Annotated in this window: 12 protein-coding genes; 10 read left to right on the forward strand and 2 right to left on the reverse strand. The window is 64.2% G+C overall.

Annotated features, from left to right (window positions below; translation table 11 throughout):
- Nucleotides 1–45: 45 nt before the first annotated feature.
- Genes ACODS5_RS06960 through hutG form a run of 3 tightly spaced genes read left to right on the forward strand, consistent with a single transcriptional unit; the run spans nucleotide 46 to nucleotide 3,488 of the window.
- Nucleotides 46–1,449 carry an amino acid permease gene (locus tag ACODS5_RS06960; RefSeq protein WP_134691401.1) on the forward strand — a complete coding sequence of 468 codons (1,404 nt, stop codon included), beginning with the start codon at nucleotides 46–48 and terminating at the stop codon, nucleotides 1,447–1,449.
- A gap of 19 nt (nucleotides 1,450–1,468) precedes the next feature.
- The gene (gene hutI / locus ACODS5_RS06965) at nucleotides 1,469–2,674 is read left to right on the forward strand and encodes an imidazolonepropionase (RefSeq protein WP_489108285.1); all 1,206 of its coding nucleotides are present in this window, start codon (nucleotides 1,469–1,471) and stop codon (nucleotides 2,672–2,674) included.
- A gap of 10 nt (nucleotides 2,675–2,684) precedes the next feature.
- Nucleotides 2,685–3,488 (forward strand): N-formylglutamate deformylase, encoded by an 804-nt coding sequence (gene hutG, locus ACODS5_RS06970; protein WP_489108286.1) that lies wholly within the window; start codon nucleotides 2,685–2,687, stop codon nucleotides 3,486–3,488.
- 81 nt (nucleotides 3,489–3,569) lie between these two features.
- Here hutG and ACODS5_RS06975 read toward each other — a convergent pair whose 3' ends face one another.
- Nucleotides 3,570–9,140 (reverse strand): NEL-type E3 ubiquitin ligase domain-containing protein, encoded by a 5,571-nt coding sequence (locus tag ACODS5_RS06975; RefSeq protein WP_489108287.1) that lies wholly within the window; start codon nucleotides 9,138–9,140, stop codon nucleotides 3,570–3,572.
- Nucleotides 9,141–9,296: 156 nt separating this feature from the next.
- Between ACODS5_RS06975 and pip the strand changes: the two genes are divergently transcribed.
- From pip to ACODS5_RS07010, 7 genes are all read left to right on the forward strand, one after another.
- Complete coding sequence (gene pip, locus ACODS5_RS06980) at nucleotides 9,297–10,268, forward strand: prolyl aminopeptidase (protein ID WP_489108288.1); 972 nt, start codon at nucleotides 9,297–9,299, stop codon at nucleotides 10,266–10,268.
- On the forward strand, nucleotides 10,265–10,702 hold the full coding sequence (gene dtd, locus ACODS5_RS06985) for a D-aminoacyl-tRNA deacylase (RefSeq protein ID WP_489108289.1): 438 nt from the start codon (nucleotides 10,265–10,267) through the stop codon (nucleotides 10,700–10,702). Before pip ends, dtd begins: the two co-directional genes overlap by 4 nt.
- Before the next feature lie 262 nt (nucleotides 10,703–10,964).
- Nucleotides 10,965–12,698: a glucan biosynthesis protein G gene (locus ACODS5_RS06990; RefSeq protein WP_134691407.1), complete on the forward strand. Its 1,734-nt coding sequence runs from the start codon at nucleotides 10,965–10,967 to the stop codon at nucleotides 12,696–12,698.
- Nucleotides 12,691–15,258 carry a glucans biosynthesis glucosyltransferase MdoH gene (gene mdoH, locus ACODS5_RS06995; protein ID WP_489108290.1) on the forward strand — a complete coding sequence of 856 codons (2,568 nt, stop codon included), beginning with the start codon at nucleotides 12,691–12,693 and terminating at the stop codon, nucleotides 15,256–15,258. Before ACODS5_RS06990 ends, mdoH begins: the two co-directional genes overlap by 8 nt.
- Nucleotides 15,259–15,494: 236 nt before the next feature.
- Complete coding sequence (locus ACODS5_RS07000) at nucleotides 15,495–16,292, forward strand: transporter substrate-binding domain-containing protein (protein WP_167659469.1); 798 nt, start codon at nucleotides 15,495–15,497, stop codon at nucleotides 16,290–16,292.
- A 78-nt stretch (nucleotides 16,293–16,370) separates the two neighbouring features.
- Nucleotides 16,371–17,333, forward strand: a complete 963-nt coding sequence (locus ACODS5_RS07005) for an amino acid ABC transporter permease (RefSeq protein ID WP_134691410.1) — start codon at nucleotides 16,371–16,373, stop codon at nucleotides 17,331–17,333.
- Entirely contained in the window at nucleotides 17,326–18,060 is a 735-nt protein-coding gene (locus ACODS5_RS07010; protein ID WP_134691414.1) for an amino acid ABC transporter ATP-binding protein, read from the forward strand. Before ACODS5_RS07005 ends, ACODS5_RS07010 begins: the two co-directional genes overlap by 8 nt.
- Nucleotides 18,061–18,148: 88 nt before the next feature.
- Here ACODS5_RS07010 and ACODS5_RS07015 read toward each other — a convergent pair whose 3' ends face one another.
- Nucleotides 18,149–18,868, reverse strand: a complete 720-nt coding sequence (locus tag ACODS5_RS07015; RefSeq protein ID WP_489108291.1) for a phasin family protein — start codon at nucleotides 18,866–18,868, stop codon at nucleotides 18,149–18,151.
- Nucleotides 18,869–18,874: the final 6 nt, after the last annotated feature.

Genomic DNA, 18,874 nt, shown 5'->3' on the forward strand with positions numbered 1-18,874 from the left:
GAACGGCCCCCATACTCACGACCAGAACAACAATAAGGACGTGACATGCAACAAGCTCAAGGTCTCAAGCGCGGGCTATCGGCCCGGCACATCCGTTTCATGGCGCTCGGTTCGGCAATCGGTACCGGGCTTTTCTACGGTTCGGCCTCGGCCATCCAGATGGCCGGCCCGGCCGTGCTGCTGGCCTACCTGATCGGCGGCGCCGCGGTATTCATGGTCATGCGCGCCCTCGGCGAAATGGCCGTGCACAATCCGGTGTCCGGTTCCTTCGGCCACTACGCCAGCACCTACCTCGGCCCCATGGCCGGCTTCATCCTCGGCTGGACCTACGCCTTCGAGATGGTCATCGTCGCCATCGCCGACGTCACCGCTTTCGGCATCTACATGGGCTTCTGGTTCCCGGAGGTCGCCCGCTGGATCTGGGTACTCGGCATCGTGTTCCTGATCGGCGGCCTGAACCTGTGCAACGTGCGGGTGTTCGGCGAGATGGAGTTCTGGCTGTCGCTGCTAAAGGTCGGCGCCATCGTCGCGATGATTCTCGCCGGCCTCGGCATCATGGCTTTCGGTTTCAGCCAGGTTGGCAGCGGGCACGCGGTCGGGGTGAGCAACTTGTTCGACCACGGCGGCTTCATGCCCAACGGTGTCAGCGGCCTGATCGCTTCGTTCGCGGTGGTGATGTTTGCCTTTGGTGGCATCGAGATCATCGGTGTCACCGCCGGTGAGGCGAAAGACCCGCAGCGGGTGATCCCCAAGGCGATCAACGCCGTGCCGCTGCGCATCCTGCTGTTCTACGTGCTCACCCTGTTCGTGCTGATGTGCCTGTATCCCTGGCCGCAGATCGGCAGCCAGGGCAGCCCGTTCGTGCAGATCTTCAGCAACCTGGGGATTGGTTCGGCGGCGGCGGTACTTAACATCGTTGTGATTTCAGCAGCCATTTCCGCGATCAACAGCGACATTTTCGGCGCTGGCCGGATGATGTACGGTCTGTCCCAGCACGGCCAGGCACCGCGCGGCTTCGGCAAGCTGTCGAAACACGGCGTACCGTGGATGACCGTGGTGGTGATGGGCGCGGCGCTGCTGATCGGCGTGCTGCTCAACTACCTGATCCCGGAGAACGTATTCCTGCTGATCGCGTCGATCGCCACCTTCGCTACCGTGTGGGTGTGGCTGATGATCCTGGTCACCCAGGTGGCCATGCGTCGCAGCATGAGCCGCGAACAAGTCGCCCAGCTCAAGTTCCCCGTGCCGTTCTGGCCTTATGGTCCGGCGATGGCCATTGCTTTCATGTTGTTCATCTTCGGTGTGCTGGGTTACTTCCCGGATACCCAGGCGGCGTTGATCGTCGGCGTTATCTGGGTCGTGTTCCTGGTCGCTTCCTACCTGCTGTGGTGCAAACCGCGCGCAGGCGACGGCGAGCCGGTCCGCGAGCCTGCCGAGCTGCACCGTTGAGTCTTACAAGGAGATCCTGATGAGAACCCTCTGGCAGCACTGCCATGCGGCAACCATGGCCGAGGGCCGCTACTCGATCATCGAGGACGCGGCGATCGTCACCAGCGCAGGCCTGATCGAATGGATCGGCCCGCGTGACGAGGTGCCGCCAGTGGCGGCTGATCGCATCGTCGACTTGGGCGGCGCCTGGGTCACCCCGGGGCTGATCGACTGCCACACCCACGCGGTGTTCGGCGGCAACCGCAGCGGCGAGTTCGAGCAGCGCCTGCAAGGCGTCAGCTATGCCGAGATCGCGGCTCAGGGCGGCGGCATCGCCAGCACCGTGCGGGCTACCCGTGCCGCCAGCGAGGACGAACTGCTGGTCAGTGCCCGTCAGCGCGTCCAGGCGCTGATGCGCGACGGCGTGACCATGATCGAGATCAAGTCCGGCTACGGCCTGGACCTCGAAAGCGAGCGCAAGATGTTGCGTGTCGCCCGGCGCCTGGGCGAGGAACTCCCCGTGACCGTGCGCAGCACCTGCCTGGCGGCCCATGCCCTGCCGCCGGAATATGCGGGGCGGGCAGACGACTACATCGCCCATATCTGCGACGTCATGCTCCCGGCGTTGGCCGCCGAAGGCCTGGTGGATGCAGTGGATGCCTTCTGCGAACACCTGGCATTCTCCCCGGCCCAGGTCGAGCGCCTGTTCATCAAGGCGCGTGAGCTGGGCCTGCCGGTCAAGCTGCATGCCGAACAGCTGTCGTCGCTGCATGGCTCGAGCCTGGCAGCCCGCTACCAGGCGCTGTCGGCTGATCACCTGGAATTCATGACCGAAGAGGACGCCGTTGCAATGGCCGAGGCTGGCACGGTCGCCGTGCTACTGCCGGGGGCGTTTTACTTCCTGCGCGAAACCCAGCTGCCGCCGATGGATGCCTTGCGCCGGCATGGGGTGAAGATCGCCCTGGCCAGCGACCTCAACCCCGGCACTTCGCCTGGGCTGTCGCTGCGCCTGATGTTGAACATGGGCTGCACGATGTTCCGCATGACCCCGGAAGAAACCCTGGCCGGCGTCACCGTGCATGCCGCCACGGCGCTGGGCCTGGGCGATAGCCATGGCTCGCTGGAAGAGGGCAAGGTCGCGGACTTCATCGCCTGGCAGATCGAACGCCCCGCCGACCTCAGCTACTGGCTCGGCGGCGACCTGCCCAAGCGCGTGGTGCGCCTGGGCCATGAGATATCCAACTGAGCGAGGGCATATGGACAAGGTATTGAGTTTCCACCAGGGCCGCCTGCCACTGCTGATCAGCATGCCCCATGCCGGGCTGGGCCTGACCGACGCGGTGCGCGACGGGCTGGTGGACCAGGCGCGCAGCCTGCCGGACACCGACTGGCACATCCCGCGCCTGTACGACTTCGCCCGCGACCTGGGCGCCAGCGTGGTGGCGGCGGAGTATTCGCGTTTCGTCATCGACCTGAACCGGCCGGATGACGACAAGCCACTGTATGCCGGTGCCACCACCGGTCTGTACCCGGCCACGCTGTTCGAGGGCGAGCCGCTGTTCAAGGACGGGCTGGAACCGACTGGCGAGCAGCGCAAACAGTACCTGGAGCAAATCTGGCGTCCTTACCACGACACCATCCGCAACGAGCTGGAGCGTCTGCGCGAGCACTTCGGCTACGCCCTGTTGTGGGATGCCCACTCGATCCGCTCGCTGATCCCGCACCTGTTCGACGGCAAGTTGCCGGACTTCAACCTTGGCACCTTCAACGGTGCAAGTTGCGACCCGGAGCTGGCTCAACGGCTGCAGGGCGCATGCGCTGAGGCGCAGGGCTACAGCCATGTGCTCAATGGCCGCTTCAAGGGCGGGCATATCACCCGGCATTACGGCGATCCGGCGAACGACATCCATGCGGTGCAACTGGAGCTGGCGCAGAGCACCTACATGGATGAAGTGGAGCCTTTCACCTATCGCGAGCAACTGGCACAGCCCACCCAGTCGGTCTTGCGCCGCCTGTTGGAAGCCACCTTGCAATGGGGGCGTGAGCGTTACGGGCGCTAGCCCCAGCACCTGGAGCGATCCTTCGTGGCAGCCAGCAAGGCTGGCTCCCACGGTTTGCAGGCGTGCCAGATCCAAGGTCAACTAGCGGTGATCGGCGCGAATGCGGAAGGTCAGTTCGGCAATCAGGTTTTCGATCTGCTTGTCGCGCTGGGCCTGCAGTGCTCGGGTGGGTGTCTCCAATTCATCCAGGCTGGCCTGGGGCTGGTCGTACTGCAGGTTGTTGACCGCGTGCTGGAACTTGCTCTCGATCTGGGCGAAGGCATCGGCATAGGCCTCTCGTAGATAGTCGGACCAGAACGGTGTATGACCGGCAAATTCGATGAAGTCCTCCCCATCCTCGGCCTCCCAGATGCGCAACGCCGCGTCGGTGGCGTCCGTCGAGCTCACGTCGGCACCGAACATCATTTCATCCGCCGGGCTCAGCAGGTCGAGGCGATCGGCCAGCAGGCGCCGATAGGCCAGGCGAACTTCAGCGGCATCCTGGTGCGCCGACCTGGCGCTGGCGATCTCATCGAGTCGCTGCTGGCGGAACAAGCGGCGTAGCAGGCGATACAAAGCGGATTCCCGGCTCTCGCCTGAAGTCTGCAGCAGCGCCTGGGCAACCAGGTGTTTCTGCTCGATCTGCTGGAATTGCAGGAGCATGCCGTCCGGGCAGGTGCCTTCGGCAATCGCGTCCTCGGCGATGGCATCGAACAGCTCACGCTCTGCCGGATGGTTCGCGGCCATCGCCAATACGCGCCAGACCCGCTCGATGAAGGCGGGCCGGGAGTCGGTATTGCGATAAGGCACCGAGGTCGTGAGCTGGGCCACCAGCTGCAGCAGGTTCTGCGCCTGCGCGCCTTCGCGCAGTTGTTGCCACTGGGCGCTGCGTGTTTGGCGCAAACCAGCGCTGCCTTCGAGCCAGGGTTTGCTGTCCAGCTCGAGCAATGCCGTCCAGGGCGCGTAGCCATGGCTGTGGGCACTGCCACTGCTGGTTGTGCTGCCCAGGCTGCCGACCGAGCTGCCAAAGGCACTGCCTGCTTCGGTGCCCTGCGGCGAGGCCATGAGGATATCCAAGGGTAGGTCCATGTCGAAGGTGAAGCTGCGGTCGTAACGCTGCGACAGGTGCGCGGTGCGCATCGTTTCGCTGGACAGGGGGTTGTCGGTCAGCAGCAGCGCGGTACTGCCATGGACGCTGCGAGGGTTGTCCAGTACTGCCCTTGGCAGTGTGCTCAAGCGGTTCTCCCGCAGGTCCAGGGTGAACCTTGGCATCAGGTTGAATAGCCAGTCTGGCCAGCGCTCCAGCCCCAGGTTGCGCAGGACCAGGCGGTCGAGGCGGGTGGGCGGCGCGCTGAGCGTGCGCAACTGCGCGCTCAGCGAGTTGCCGGAGAGGTCCAGCTCCCGTAGCGCGGGGATGCGTGCAATCAGGCTCATCGCCTGGTTATCGATTTCCAATCCCTGGTCCACCAGGCTGAGTCGATTGAGCGATTGCAGGTGGGTCAGGGCCTCGGGAAGGCTCAGCAAGGGGTGGATATGGCCCTCGAGGACCAGGTGGGTGAGATGCGGGAAACGTCGCAGCCACTGATCGAGTTGCACTGTTGTCAGTTGCACGCGCTCCAGCCTGACGATGTCGACATAAGGCGCGAAGAACGCAGGCAATGAGGGTGGGAAGTCCTCCTGGCGGAACGTTTCCAGCCGCCAGGGCGACAGTGTGTCATCGCGGACCCGGCGCTCCCAGAACACCAGTATCGACTGGGCAATGGCCGCTCTGGCGCGGACCGCCTGCTCGTTCAACGGCTCGGCTGGGCTGGTCCACGGCTCGAGGGCATCGTTCAGGCCCTGGTACTCCTCGATGATGCGCGCGGTCCCGAGGCTGAAGTCAAACCGGTGTAGCGGTCGGTTTTGACTGCGGTACAGGTCCAGGAGTTGGGGCGGGCGCAGCGCGTTGCCATCGAGGTAAACCAAGGTGCGTTCGGCGGTCGCCTCGACGTTGGCCGTCAACGCGTCGGGGACTCGGACCAGGTGGTTGTCACGCAACGACAAGGTGCCGATTCGCAACAGTGCCGGCTCGTCCAGCCAGGCTGGCCATTGATCGAGGCCCATGCGGTCCAGGCCAAGGTGGTCAAGGTACAGGTCGGGGAGGCGGAACGTGGCGAGCGGGGCGAGTCTATTCCCGCTGAGGTCAAGGTGGCGCAGGTGTTCGCGGGTAGCGAAGCGTTCCAGGTCCAGGGGATACAGCGTGAGGTTCTGGTTGACCAGCCTCAGTTCGCTGAGGCGTGGGAAGCGGCTGACGATCAGTGGCAGGCTGTTGGCCAGTTCCGATGTCGCGGCGAGTGCATCATAGTCGCGCTCTATCTCCAGGGCCGACAGCGAGGGGAAGTGCTGGAACAGATTGTTCAGTTGCGCTTCGTACTGTGTCCAGCTCAGGGTGCCGTTGGTTGCGTAGTCGAGCGAGAGGTTGTGCAGTTGCAGGCGGTCGACCCGATCAGCGATAAAGTCTGGTAGCCGCCGGGGGAATTCGGCGATGAACATCCTGGAGAGCCGCAGCGTGCCCGCTGCTTCGCCAAGCTCCGGTACCGCGCTGTGAATCCAGTGCTGCCAGAGCGCCATTTCGATTTCTTGCCGGTTGGCGGTCCGCGCGCCCAATCCTGGTATCTGGCCGGGACCGGAGAACGCCGCATCCAGGCTTTGGCGCAATTCCTGACGCTCGGCGAGTAGTTGCTCGATGCGTGACTGGATCTGCTCGGCTGAGCGTTCGGCGTTTTCCAGCGCGGCCAGGATCCGCTCCGACGATACAGGCAACACCATGTCGTCGAGCTGCGCCAACAGGGCGCTCCTGTTTGGCGTCTCAGGGAGCTTGCCGGCCCCGCTCAGGCGATAGCCCAGGCGGCCATCGGCCAGGCGCATGGGCGAGCGCGGGCCAGGACGTTGCATCTTCAGGGCCTTGCGCAGGGCCCAGCGCGGTAGCAGGGGCGCTTGCTTGATACGTGCGGCCAGGGTGTGACCGTCGCTGATTCCGCTGGGCGCCAGTGCCTGGCGCTGTGTTTCGGGGAGGGCGGCGAACACGGCCTCCGGCAAGGTGTTGTGGGTAGTGTCCGGCCAGTAGGCGGCTTCGGCCGTCAAACGGTAGCCCTGTGGGGTACGGGTGATGATCCTGGCAGGAGTGCCCTGGGCGCCGATGGCGTCGACACGGTTGGCCGGCAGCGTGCCGCGACGCAGCTCGATGGCCGTGGCGTCGGACCAGCCCGGCAAGCGTGAGAGAGAGTGCAGGATCAGGCGATCGGTGTCAGGGTTGTCGACCGATTGCAGATACAAGCCCTCGTAGGCGCGCATGAGACGGACTTGTTGCTGTATGAGGCGGATCTCCTCAGCGATGCGCCTGGGGATTTTCCCCGTGCTCAGGGCGTTCACTTCGCTGGTTGTGGCGTGACGAAGCAGCTCGTCGACAAAGGCGTTGGGCAGATCCTTGTACACCTGCCGCAGTACGGCAGCGCCTGGCGCCTGGGTTACCGGCAACTGGCGGTAACGCGCGGTGAATGTCGACTGGCGCAGGGAGGAGGGCGTATCGCTTGAGAGGTCCGCTGCCGCGCGGTCCAGTCGGAAACGTTCCAGGGTATCGGCGAGCGAGGCTGGGAGCGGGTGGCTGTCACTCACGACCTGACGCAGGGCGGTGTCGTCGGTGCCACTGACGTCAAGAATCCGTATGGCATCCTGATCATCGAACGGCGCCGCGCGATATCCCAGGCGGCGGAACAGTTGCAGGGTTTGCCACTCCCGGGGGCGGTCCAGTGGGTGCAGCCAGGCCCCGTTGCCGTTATGGCGTAGCGTGGGGGCATAAGCGCTTGGTCGGCTGGGATGTTCGATCCTGTAGGTTCCGGTTTCCGGGGCCTGCCTGAGTGAATAGGTCTTGCCTTCAAGCTGTAGCCAGATCTTGCTCTCCTGGCGGTATAGCCCCAGTTCATCGGCATCGACCGATGACGGCGGCCCGGACGGCTGCTCGAAGGGCGTCAGGTCGGGGTTCCACAGGCGGGTGCTGCCATCGGGTAGTTCGACTTCCAGCAACTCTTCGATGAACGACGGCGTCTCGATGGTCGCGGGCGCAGGCACAGGCTGCTGTGGCTCGGGCGCGGCGGCCTCGCGCGCAACGCCCAGCTCGGCCTTGATGGCCTGTCCCGCCGCGGTGCTGGCCACGATGAGCGCGACGTTTTCCGCGACATCCAGCAGATAGGCGAACGCCTGCTCCCGGTCATCGTTGGCCCAGCTTTCGATACCTTCATAGACTTCGTTGCCCAGGTGCAGGATGGTCGCCGCCAGCAGCAGGCTACCGACCTCGGGCACAGCAAACCCCACGATGTTCAGCGCGGCAAGGGCGATCGACTCGAAGTAGGCCAGGCGTTCATGCCGGGACTTGGCGTCCATGGCCAAGGTCGGGACAGCATGGAACCTGGCATCGTCGCGCAGCCTGGTGAAGTTCTGATAGAGCACTTCGGCACGCAATGGCCGTTCGAACGCTCGGGTTTTCAAAGGCAGTTGCGCCTGTGGATCGGGTACCCGTTCGTAGGTGTTTTTCAGGGTGAAGGTCAGGGGTGTCAGACGATCCTGGAGCTTGCCGAGCAGGAGTGTCTTGTGCGCGTCGGGCACGTGCCGGGTGATGACGGTGAGGTCTTTTTGCGCGGCGTCGCGCAGGTGGGTGTTGAGTGCGTCGAGTGACGGGTATTCCTGCAACGACGGCTCGGCGGCCCGGGGGCTGTACAGCACGACACACGGGAGCGACTGGAACTGGATGAGTACCAGCCCGGTCAGCTCGATCTGCCACAGTGTCAGGAAGCTGAACCTGGCGACGGGTGACGAAAGCCGCTCCACGGTTGCCAGCGCGGTGGCCTGAATGGCGTCATAGGCGGCTTTGCCGATCTGCCCCAGTAGAAAGGCGCAGTGCAGGCTCTGTCTGAAGGCCGATAGTTCCACCTGACCCAGGGTCTCCAGCACTGGGGCCTGGATGGCAAAGCGATCTGGCCAGGCCGCTTCGAGGCCCGGTGGTGTTTCTGACGAGGGGTAATAGATGTTGTCGATCAATGCCTGGTACTGGCCGCCGATATCGAGTTTCCGGCTCAGTGCGGCAAAATCGGTAGGGTCTATGGCTATGAAGTTGTCGAACGGAGGACCGTTCCCATAGCCATGGGCGTCGAGAATCACCGACCGCATGTGTGGCGTCTGCACGTCCATCCCACCCGCTTCGGTAGCGCTGCGCTCGAAGTTTTGTAGCGCATGGTGCTTCAGCGATCGGCTGAATTTGCTCGGCTCTGCCGCGCCCAACTGGCGTTGCCGGGCATAACCGACGGCGTCGAACAGGTACGTGGTGTTCACGTCGAGTTGCAGGTCGAACCGCTGCTTGATGGCCGCGCTCAGTTGCTGTGTGGCGAACGCGTCCAAGTCGGGCAGGTTGGCGAACAGCGTGCGTGCCGCCTGGGTGCTGGCGCGGTAGCGCTCATGCTCGCGGGCCAATGCCGCCGCCACCTCGGGGTGTTGCCGGCAGGCCGCGCCTAGCATCGCTGGCGCGTCGCGCAGTGCCGTGCGCAGTTGGTCGAGGGTAGTCGTGGATGCTGTCTTCATCCAGGCGGGCAGTTGGCGCGCGATCAAATTGTAGTGTGCAGGGTGCTTCGATTTCGTCGCCATGTGCAGGTCCTTGCTTGGGTTGAGGCTGCCTGCACTATCTCCGGCGTGGCGCCGGGCAAGTGGTATCTATGTGTGATGGGCGAGACGGGGCATGCTCAAAGCGTGATTCAGGTTTATGATGCCAGCGGCAGATTAAATCCTCACACGGAGTGCGCGATGCAGACCCTCTACCCGCAGATCAAACCCTACGCCCGGCACGATCTGGCCGTGGAAGCGCCGCATGTGCTGTATGTCGACGAAAGCGGCTCGCCGGAAGGTCTGCCGGTGGTGTTCATCCACGGGGGGCCTGGCGCCGGTTGCGACGCCCAGAGCCGCTGCTACTTCGACCCCAACCTGTACCGCATCATCACCTTCGACCAGCGCGGCTGTGGCCGTTCCACGCCCCACGCGAGCCTGGAGAACAACACCACCTGGCACCTGGTCGAGGACCTGGAGCGCATCCGCGAGCACCTGGGCATCGATAAATGGGTGCTGTTCGGCGGCTCGTGGGGCTCGACCCTGGCCCTGGCATACGCCCAGGCCCACCCCGAGCGCGTGCACGGCCTGATCTTGCGCGGTATCTTCTTGTGCCGCCCGCAGGAGATCAGCTGGTTCTACCAGGAGGGCGCCAGCCGTCTGTTCCCCGACTACTGGCAAGACTACATCGCGCCGATCCCTGCGGAGGAGCGCGGCGACCTGGTGCAGGCCTTCCACAAGCGCCTGACCGGCAATGACCAGATCGCCCAGATGCACGCGGCCAAGGCCTGGTCGACCTGGGAGGGCCGCACCGCCACCTTGCGCCCCAACCCGCTGGTGGTCGATCGCTTCTCCGAACCGCAGCGGGCGCTGTCGATCGCCCGCATCGAGTGCCACTACTTCACCAACAATGCCTTCCTCGAAGAAAACCAGCTGATCCGCGACATCCCCAAGATCGCCCACCTGCCGGCGGTGATCGTGCATGGCCGTTATGACGTGATCTGCCCGCTGGACAACGCCTGGGAGCTGCACCAGGCCTGGCCGAACAGCGAGCTTAAGGTGATCCGCGACGCCGGCCACGCCGCGTCCGAGCCGGGCATCACCGATGCCCTGGTGCGCGCCGCCGACCAGATGGCCCGGCGCCTGCTCGACCTGCCCCTGGAAGAAGCATGAAAGGCCTGATCCAGCGCGTGCGTGGCGCCAGGGTGGAGGTCGCGGGCGAAATCGTCGGCGCCATCGACCAGGGGTTGCTGGCGCTGGTGGCGGTCGAGCCTGAAGATTCGCTGGAACATGCCGACAAGCTGTTGCACAAGCTGCTCAACTACCGGGTGTTCAGCGACGAGCAGGGCAAGATGAACCGCTCGCTCAAGGACGTCGGTGGTGGGCTGTTGCTGGTGTCTCAGTTCACCCTCGCGGCCGATACCCGCAGCGGCATGCGCCCGAGCTTCTCGACGGCGGCACCGCCTGCGCTCGGTGCCGAGCTTTTCGACTATCTTCTGTTGCAGGCACGGCGCCAGCACCCGCAGGTAGCGAGCGGTCGCTTCGGTGCTGACATGCAAGTGCATCTGGTCAATGATGGCCCCGTAACATTTATGTTACAAATATGAGGTCAAAAACCCGTTGTTTGTCGAAAAACAAGGGGTTTTGTACGATAAATAGTTTGTTCAGCCTGATGCGTTGTAACGCGACCTGCTGGATAATCGCGCGCTGCATGGGCCTGCGTTCGCAGGCTCGTTTCACTTTGACTCGAGCATTGTCTGGATCCGTTTGGGGAATCATTACGCCCTCACGGGGTCCGAACAGTGCTCGCCAACCCGGCATTGGTCGCTGGCCGTTGGTTTCATGATCTGTTTTCGGCGAGGATTGCTCGTGATTGTAAGCCCCTGTATTGCACCAAGAATCCCAGTTACCCGGCTGCGCAAGGCCCTGTTGGCCGGCGTGGCGCTGGTCGGCCTGATGAGCGCTGGCCAGCTGTGGGCATTCAATCTGGATGATGTTGCAGCCAAGGCAAAGGATCTGGCCGGTCAGAAGTTCGAAGCACCGAAGAGCAACCTGCCACCGGTGTTCCGCGACATGAAGTACGCCGACTACCAGAAAATCCGCTTCCTCCAGGAAAAGGCCGAGTGGGCCAAGGACAAGACGCCGTTCAAACTGTCGTTCTACCACCAGGGGATGCACTTCGACACGCCGGTGAAGATCAGCGAGATCACCGCCAACAAGGTCGAAGAGATCAAGTACGATCCGAGCCGCTTCGACTTCGGTGACGTGCCGCATGACGCCGACACCACCAAGGACCTCGGCTACGCCGGCTTCCGCGTGCTCTACCCGATCAACAAGGCCGACAAGCAGGATGAGATCATGACCCTGCTTGGCGCCAGCTATTTCCGCGTGGTCGGCAAGGGCCACCGCTATGGCCTGTCGGCCCGTGGCCTGGCCATCGACACCGCGCTGCCATCGGGCGAGGAATTCCCGCGTTTCCGCGAGTTCTGGATCGAGAAGCCCAAGCCCAACGACAAGCACCTGGTGATCTACGCGCTGCTCGACTCGCCGCGCTCCACCGGCGCCTACAAGCTGACCCTGCGTCCGGGCGAAGACACCCTGGTCGACGTCAAGTCGCGGGTCTACCTGCGTGACCACGTCAGCCGCCTGGGTATCGCGCCGCTGACCAGCATGTACCTGTTTGGCCCCAACCAGCCGTCGAAGGTGATGAACTACCGCCCGGCCCTGCACGACTCCGAAGGCCTGTCGATCCATGCCGGCAACGGCGAGTGGCTGTGGCGCCCGCTGAACAACCCGAAACACCTGGCCGTGAGCAACTTCAGCGTCGAGAACCCACGCGGTTTCGGCTTGCTGCAGCGTCAGCGCGCCTTCAGCGACTACGAAGACCTCGACGACGAATACGAAAAGCGCCCAAGCGCCTGGATCGAGCCCAAAGGTGACTGGGGCAAGGGCACCGTCGACCTGGTCGAGATCCCGACCGCCGACGAGACCAACGACAACATCGTTGCCTTCTGGAGCCCGGAAAAACTGCCGGAGCCAGGCAAGCCGTTCGAGTACGACTACCGCCTGCGCTGGACCATCAAGGAAGACCAACTGCACTCGCCGGAGCTGGCTTGGGTCAAGCAGACCCTGCGTTCCACCGGTGACGTCAAGCAGTCCAACCTGATCCGCCAGGCCGATGGCACCGTGGCCTTCCTGGTCGACTTCATCGGCCCGAATCTGGCCGCCCTGCCGGCCGATACTGCCGTGCGCAGCCAGGTCAGCGTCGGCGACAACGCCGAGCTGGTCGAGAACAACCTGCGCTACAACCCGGAAACCAAGGGCTGGCGCCTGACCCTGCGGTTGAAGGTGCAGGATCCGAAGAAATCCACCGAGATGCGCGCCGCGCTGCTGCGCGACGTACCGGTCGAGCAGCCCAAGCCTGCCAAGGAAACCAAGCAGGACAAGGCCGCCAAGCACGCCCACGCCAAGGCCGAGAAAGCCAAGGCGGAAAAAGCTGCCGAGCAACCTGCCGCCGATGCGGCATCCACCAACGGGACCCCGGCCACCACCGAGAAAGTGTTGACCGAGACCTGGAGCTATCAGTTGCCTGCCGATGAGTAACTCAAGCGCAAGGCCGGAATCGCTGCGCGAATACCTGGCCCACCTCCCCCTGAGCGACGAGCAGCGCGCGGAACTCGCCAGCTGCGCCTCGTTCAGCGAGCTGCACCAACGTCTGGCGGCCCAACCGGCCGCCGGCACCGCCGAGGCCGTTCAGGCCTCGGTGGGCACCCGTCTGACCGTCGGCAGCGCCGCCGAGCTGGAAGAGGCCGAGATGCTCGGCGTCGATGCCGGTGGGCGGCTGTGCCTGAAGATCGCGCCGCCGATCAAGCGCACCAAGGTGGTGCCCGAGCCGTGGCGCACCAATATCCTGATCCGCATGTGGCGGCGCATGACCGGCCGCACCAATGCCCCGCAGCCGCCCAAGCGCGAACTGCCGCCGGCGCGCTGGCGCACGGTCGGCTCGATCCGCCGCTACATCCTGCTGACCCTGATGATCGGCCAGACCCTCGTCGCCGGCTGGTACATGAAAGGCATCCTGCCGTACCAGGGCTGGTCGTTCGTCGACCTCGACGAAGTCCTCAACCAGCCGCTGTGGGACACCGTGGTGCAGGTGTGGCCGTATGCGCTGCAGACTTCCATCCTGGTCCTGTTCGGCATCCTGTTCTGCTGGGTGTCGGCGGGTTTCTGGACCGCGTTGATGGGCTTCCTCGAGCTGCTCACCGGGCGTGACAAGTACAAGATTTCCGGTAGCAGCGCCGGCAACGAGCCGATCGCGCCCGAAGCGCGCACCGCGCTGGTGATGCCGATCTGCAACGAAGACGTGCCGCGGGTGTTCGCCGGTCTGCGCGCGACCTTCGAGTCGGTGGCCGCCAGCGGCAACCTCGACCGCTTCGACTTTTTCGTGCTCAGCGACACCAACGACACCGACATCGCCGTGGCCGAGCAACAGGCCTGGCTTGACGTGTGCCGCGAGACCAAGGGCTTCGGCCGTATCTTCTACCGCCGTCGTCGCCGTCGGGTGAAGCGCAAGAGCGGCAACCTTGACGACTTCTGCCGTCGTTGGGGTGGCGAATACAAGTACATGGTCGTGCTCGACGCCGACAGCGTCATGAGCGGCGAGTGCCTGAGCAGCCTGGTGCGCCTGATGGAGGCCAACCCGGACGCCGGTATCATCCAGACCGGGCCGAAAGCCTCGGGCATGGATACCCTCTATGCACGCATGCAGCAGTTCGCCACCCGCGTGTACGGCCCGCTGTTCACCGCCGGCCTGCACTTCTGGCAGCTGGGCGAGTCGCACTACTGGGGTCACAACGCGATCATCCGCATGAAACCGTTCATCGAGCACTGCGCCCTGGCGCCGTTGCCGGGCAAGGGCGCCTTCGCCGGTGCGATCCTCTCCCACGACTTCGTCGAAGCCGCGCTGATGCGCCGCGCCGGCTGGGGCGTGTGGATCGCCTATGACCTGCCGGGTAGCTACGAGGAACTGCCGCCGAACCTGCTCGATGAGCTCAAGCGCGACCGCCGCTGGTGCCACGGCAACCTGATGAACTTCCGCCTGTTCCTGGTCAAGGGCATGCACCCGGTGCACCGCGCGGTGTTCCTCACCGGGGTGATGTCGTACCTGTCGGCGCCGTTGTGGTTCCTGTTCCTGGTGCTGTCCACTGCGTTGCTGGCGACCAACACCTTGATGGAGCCGCAGTATTTCATCGAGCCGTTCCAGCTCTATCCGCTGTGGCCGCAATGGCACCCGGAAAAGGCCATCGCGCTGTTCTCCACCACCATCGTGCTGCTGTTCCTGCCCAAGCTGCTCAGCGTCATCCTGATCTGGGCCAAGGGCGCCACCGAGTTCGGTGGGCGCATCAAGGTCACCTTGTCGATGCTGATGGAGATGCTGTTCTCCATGCTGCTGGCGCCGGTGCGGATGATCTTCCACACCCGTTTCGTGCTGGCCGCGTTCCTCGGCTGGGCGGCGACCTGGAACTCGCCGCAGCGTGACGACGACTCCACCCCGTGGAGCGAAGCGGTGCGCCGTCACGGCCCGCAGACCCTGCTGGGCATCGCCTGGGCCGGGCTGGTGGCCTGGCTGAACCCGAGCTTCCTGTGGTGGCTGGCGCCGATCGTCGGCTCGCTGGTGCTGTCGATCCCGGTGTCGGTGATTTCCAGCCGTACGCGCCTGGGCCTGGCGGCCAAGGACGAGAAGCTGTTCCTCATCCCCGAGGAGTACGCCACGCCGCAGGAGCTGCTGGCCACCGATCAGTACACCCACGAGAACCGTTGGCACGCGCTGCACGACGGCTTCGTGCGCGCCGTGGTCGACCCACGGCAGAACGCCCTGGCCTGCGCCATGGCCACCGCGCGTCACGGCCAGGCCGCGCCGATCGAGGCCTTGCGTGTCGAGCGCGTGGCCAAGGCGCTGGAGCTCGGGCCCAAGGGCCTGGATCTGAACACCCGCCTGGCGCTGCTTAGCGACCCGGTGGCGTTGTCGCGCCTGCACGATCGTGTGTGGAGCGAGCACAACGCGGCGTGGATCGATGTATGGCGCGCCTCCATCGACAACGACCCGCACTCGCCGTTGTTGCCGCTGCATCCGCAGAACGAGGCTCAGCCAGCCCTGGCTTGAGCCTGATGCGCCGATAATCGCGGGGCAAGCCCGTTCCCATGCACCGTTGATACGGCGTGGGAACGGGCTTGTCCCGCGATTGTTTTGTCCGCATCGATTTTTGGCCAACAAAGTCCCCACCGGCTCTAGGTCCCGGCCTTCGCATGCGTTAGCATCCCACCCGACATTACGCCTCGGCCCGCCGGGCCGTGCGAACAATAAAATCTGCGTATTTCTTGCTAGGGGACTTGGTGATGATGAAGAAACTCCTGTCGCGACTGCTGGTCGGCGCGACTGCCCTGATCGCGGTATCCGCCGCCCAGGCTGGCGCCATCGATGACGCGGTCAAGCGCGGCACCCTGCGGGTCGGCATGGACCCAACCTACATGCCGTTCGAAATGACCAACAAACGCGGCGAAATCATCGGCTTCGAAGTCGACATCCTCAAGGCGATGGCCAAGTCCATGGGCGTCAAGCTGGAGATGGTCTCCACCGCCTACGACGGCATCATCCCGGCCCTGATGACCGACAAGTTCGATTTCATTGGCAGCGGCATGACCCTGACCCAGGAACGCAACCTGCGCCTTAACTTCAGCGAGCCCTTCATCGTCGTCGGCCAGACCTTGCTGATCCGCAAGGAGCTGGCGGGCGAGATCAAGTCGTACAAGGACCTGAACAACGAGAAGTACCGCCTCACCTCCAAGCTCGGCACCACCGGCGAGATGGTCGCGAAGAAACTGATCGGCAAGGCCAAGTATCACGGCTACGACAACGAGCAGGAAGGCGTGATGGACGTGGTCAACGGCAAGGCCGACGCCTTCGTCTACGACTCGCCCTACAACGTGGTGGCGGTGGAGAAGGCCGGCGCCGGCAAGCTGCTGTTCCTCGAAGAACCCTTCACCTACGAGCCGCTGGCCTTCGGCCTGAAGAAAGGCGACTACGACAGCATCAACTACATCAACAACTTCCTGCACCAGATCAAGCATGACGGGACCTACGATCGTATTCACGACAAGTGGTTCAAGAACAAGGACTGGCTGAAGGAAATGGAATAAGGCCTGGGCCAAAAAACCAAGCGCTGACCTCGACGCGCAGGCAAGCCCTGCGCGTTCGCATTTACGGAAGTACCCCACGTGATCAAACACAAGAAAGCACAGTGGCCCTGGCACGGGCTGACCGCGCTGGTCCTGGTGGGCCTGGCGATCAGCCTGTACCTGGCCACCTCGATGATTTCCTACGAGTGGCGCTGGAACCGCGTTCCGCAATACTTCGCCTACAAGGCCGAGGAAACCCAGCGTGCCGCCAACCCTGGCACGGTCGAGGAGATCGTGGTGTCCGGCAACAACGCCCGGGTCACCCTGAAGGACGAGAGCGGCGACACCCAAGTCGTCGAAGTGGCCAAGGACAGCATGCTGCTGGCCCGCGGCGACGACGTCGCCGAGGGCGATGCCATCGGCGTCACCCGTCACTGGGCCGCTGGCCCTTTGGCCTGGGGCCTGTGGACCACGCTGTGGATCTCGGTCATATCCGGTGCCCTGGGCCTGGTGATCGGCCTGTTCGCCGGGCTTTGCCGGCTGTCGAGCAACCCCACCCTGCGTGACCTGTCCACGGTCTATGTCGAACTGGTGCGCGGCACGCCGCTGCTGGTGCAGATCTTCATCTTCTACTTCTTCATCGGCACCGTGCTCAACCTGTCCCGCGAGTTTGCCGGGGTAGCGGCGCTGGCACTGTTCACCGGCGCCTACGTCGCCGAGATCGTCCGCGCCGGGGTGCAGTCGATCGCCAAGGGCCAGAACGAGGCGGCGCGCTCGCTGGGCCTGAACGCAAGCCAGTCGATGCGCCATGTGATCCTGCCGCAGGCCTTCAAACGCGTGCTGCCACCCTTGGCCGGGCAGTTCATCAGCCTGGTCAAGGACACCTCCCTGGTGTCGGTGATTGCCATCACCGAGCTGACCAAGAGCGGTCGCGAGGCCATCACCACGTCCTTCTCGACCTTCGAGATCTGGTTCTGCGTGGCGGGCCTGTACCTGCTGATCAACCTGCCGCTGTCGCACATCGCCAGCCGGCTCGAGCGGAGGCTTGCGCAAAGTGATTGAAGTCCGTGATCTGCTGAAAGTCTTCGATACCCGTGGCATGGTGGTGCGCGCGGTGGACAACGTCACCACCCAGGTCGCCAAGGGCGAAGTGGTGGTGGTGCTCGGCCCGTCGGGTTCGGGCAAGTCGACCTTCCTGCGCTGTCTGAATGGCCTGGAGCATTTCGACGAGGGCCATGTGTCCATCGACGGCTTGCAACTGGACGACCCGAAGACCGATATCAATGCCTATCGCCGCGAAGTCGGCATGGTGTTCCAGCACTTCAACCTGTTCCCGCACATGACCGTGCTGGAAAACCTGTGCCTGGCGCAGAAGGTGGTGCGCAAGCGCAACAAGGCCGAGCGCGAGGCCAAGGCGCGGGCGTTGCTGGAAAAGGTCGGTATCGCGCAAAAGGCCAACGAGTACCCATCGCGGTTGTCCGGTGGCCAGCAGCAACGGGTGGCTATCGCCCGGGCGCTGGCGATGGAACCGAAGGTGATGCTGTTCGACGAGCCGACTTCGGCGCTCGATCCGGAAATGGTCGGCGAGGTGCTGGACGTGATGAAGACCTTGGCCCAGGAAGGCATGACCATGGTCTGCGTGACCCACGAGATGGGCTTTGCCCGGGAAGTGGCGGACCGGGTGCTGTTCTTCGATCACGGCAAGTTGCTGGAAGACTCGCCGCCAGCGCAGTTCTTCGCCGCGCCGAAGGACCCACGGGCCCAGGCGTTCCTGCGCCAGGTGCTGTGATCCCGACGGCAAGGCCGGCTCCTACCTCTGATCTCAGTTCATTTCGATCCGTAGGAGCCAGCCTTGCTGGCGAACCAGGCGACGCGGTTCAGCCCTGGGTGGCGGCGTTCACCGGTGCCGATGGCGTGTTGCTGGCCGGCGCTGCGCTCGGTGCCGGTGCTGCGGTGGCCGCTGGCGCCGCAGTGGCAGGCTTGGCCGCTGCCGTTTTGGCCGGCGCTTTCTTCACGGGTGGCTTTTTCGCCGCGGCTGGTTTGCTGGCGGGCTTGGCTGCTACCGGCTTGGCCGCAGGCTTGGCCGCCGCGGTTTTCGCCGCAGGTTTGGCGGCGGGCTTGGTCGCAGCCTTGGCCAGTGGCTTGGCCGCCGGTTTGCTCGCGCTCGCCTTGGCCTTGGAGATCGGGGTCACCGACGCACCGGTCAGTTTCTCGATCTGCTTGGTCAGCGAATCGACCTGCTGGTGCAGGGCCTTGATCTCATTGCGGCTGGGCACGCCCAGGCGTGAGATGGCGCTGTTCAGGCGCTTGTCGAAGGCCTCTTCGAGTTCGCTCCATTTGCCCAGCGCACGGTCCTTGACCCCCGACACTCGCGAGTTGGTCGACGACTTGGCGGTTTCGGCCACGTCTTCGGCAGTCTTCTTCGCCTGCTTCTCGGCCTTTTCGCCATCCTTCACCAGCGAATCGAACAGCTTCGGACCGTCCTGGTCGATCTTGGAGTAGATGCCCAGGCCAGCCAACCAGATCTTGCGTGAGTACTTCTCGACGCCGCCGATCCAGGAACTGCCTTCTTTCTCGGTGTTCTTCTTGCCAGCCATCCTGCT

This window comes from Pseudomonas sp. FG47, from assembly GCF_057809115.1.

Coding starts and splice junctions, on each gene's coding strand:
- ACODS5_RS06960 (WP_134691401.1), top strand. CDS start 46: ATGCAACAAGCTCAAGGTCTCAAGCGCGGGCTATCGGCCCGGCACATC.
- hutI (WP_489108285.1), top strand. CDS start 1,469: ATGAGAACCCTCTGGCAGCACTGCCATGCGGCAACCATGGCCGAGGGC.
- hutG (WP_489108286.1), top strand. CDS start 2,685: ATGGACAAGGTATTGAGTTTCCACCAGGGCCGCCTGCCACTGCTGATC.
- ACODS5_RS06975 (WP_489108287.1), bottom strand. CDS start 9,140: ATGGCGACGAAATCGAAGCACCCTGCACACTACAATTTGATCGCGCGC.
- pip (WP_489108288.1), top strand. CDS start 9,297: ATGCAGACCCTCTACCCGCAGATCAAACCCTACGCCCGGCACGATCTG.
- dtd (WP_489108289.1), top strand. CDS start 10,265: ATGAAAGGCCTGATCCAGCGCGTGCGTGGCGCCAGGGTGGAGGTCGCG.
- mdoH (WP_489108290.1), top strand. CDS start 12,691: ATGAGTAACTCAAGCGCAAGGCCGGAATCGCTGCGCGAATACCTGGCC.
- ACODS5_RS07000 (WP_167659469.1), top strand. CDS start 15,495: ATGAAGAAACTCCTGTCGCGACTGCTGGTCGGCGCGACTGCCCTGATC.
- ACODS5_RS07015 (WP_489108291.1), bottom strand. CDS start 18,868: ATGGCTGGCAAGAAGAACACCGAGAAAGAAGGCAGTTCCTGGATCGGC.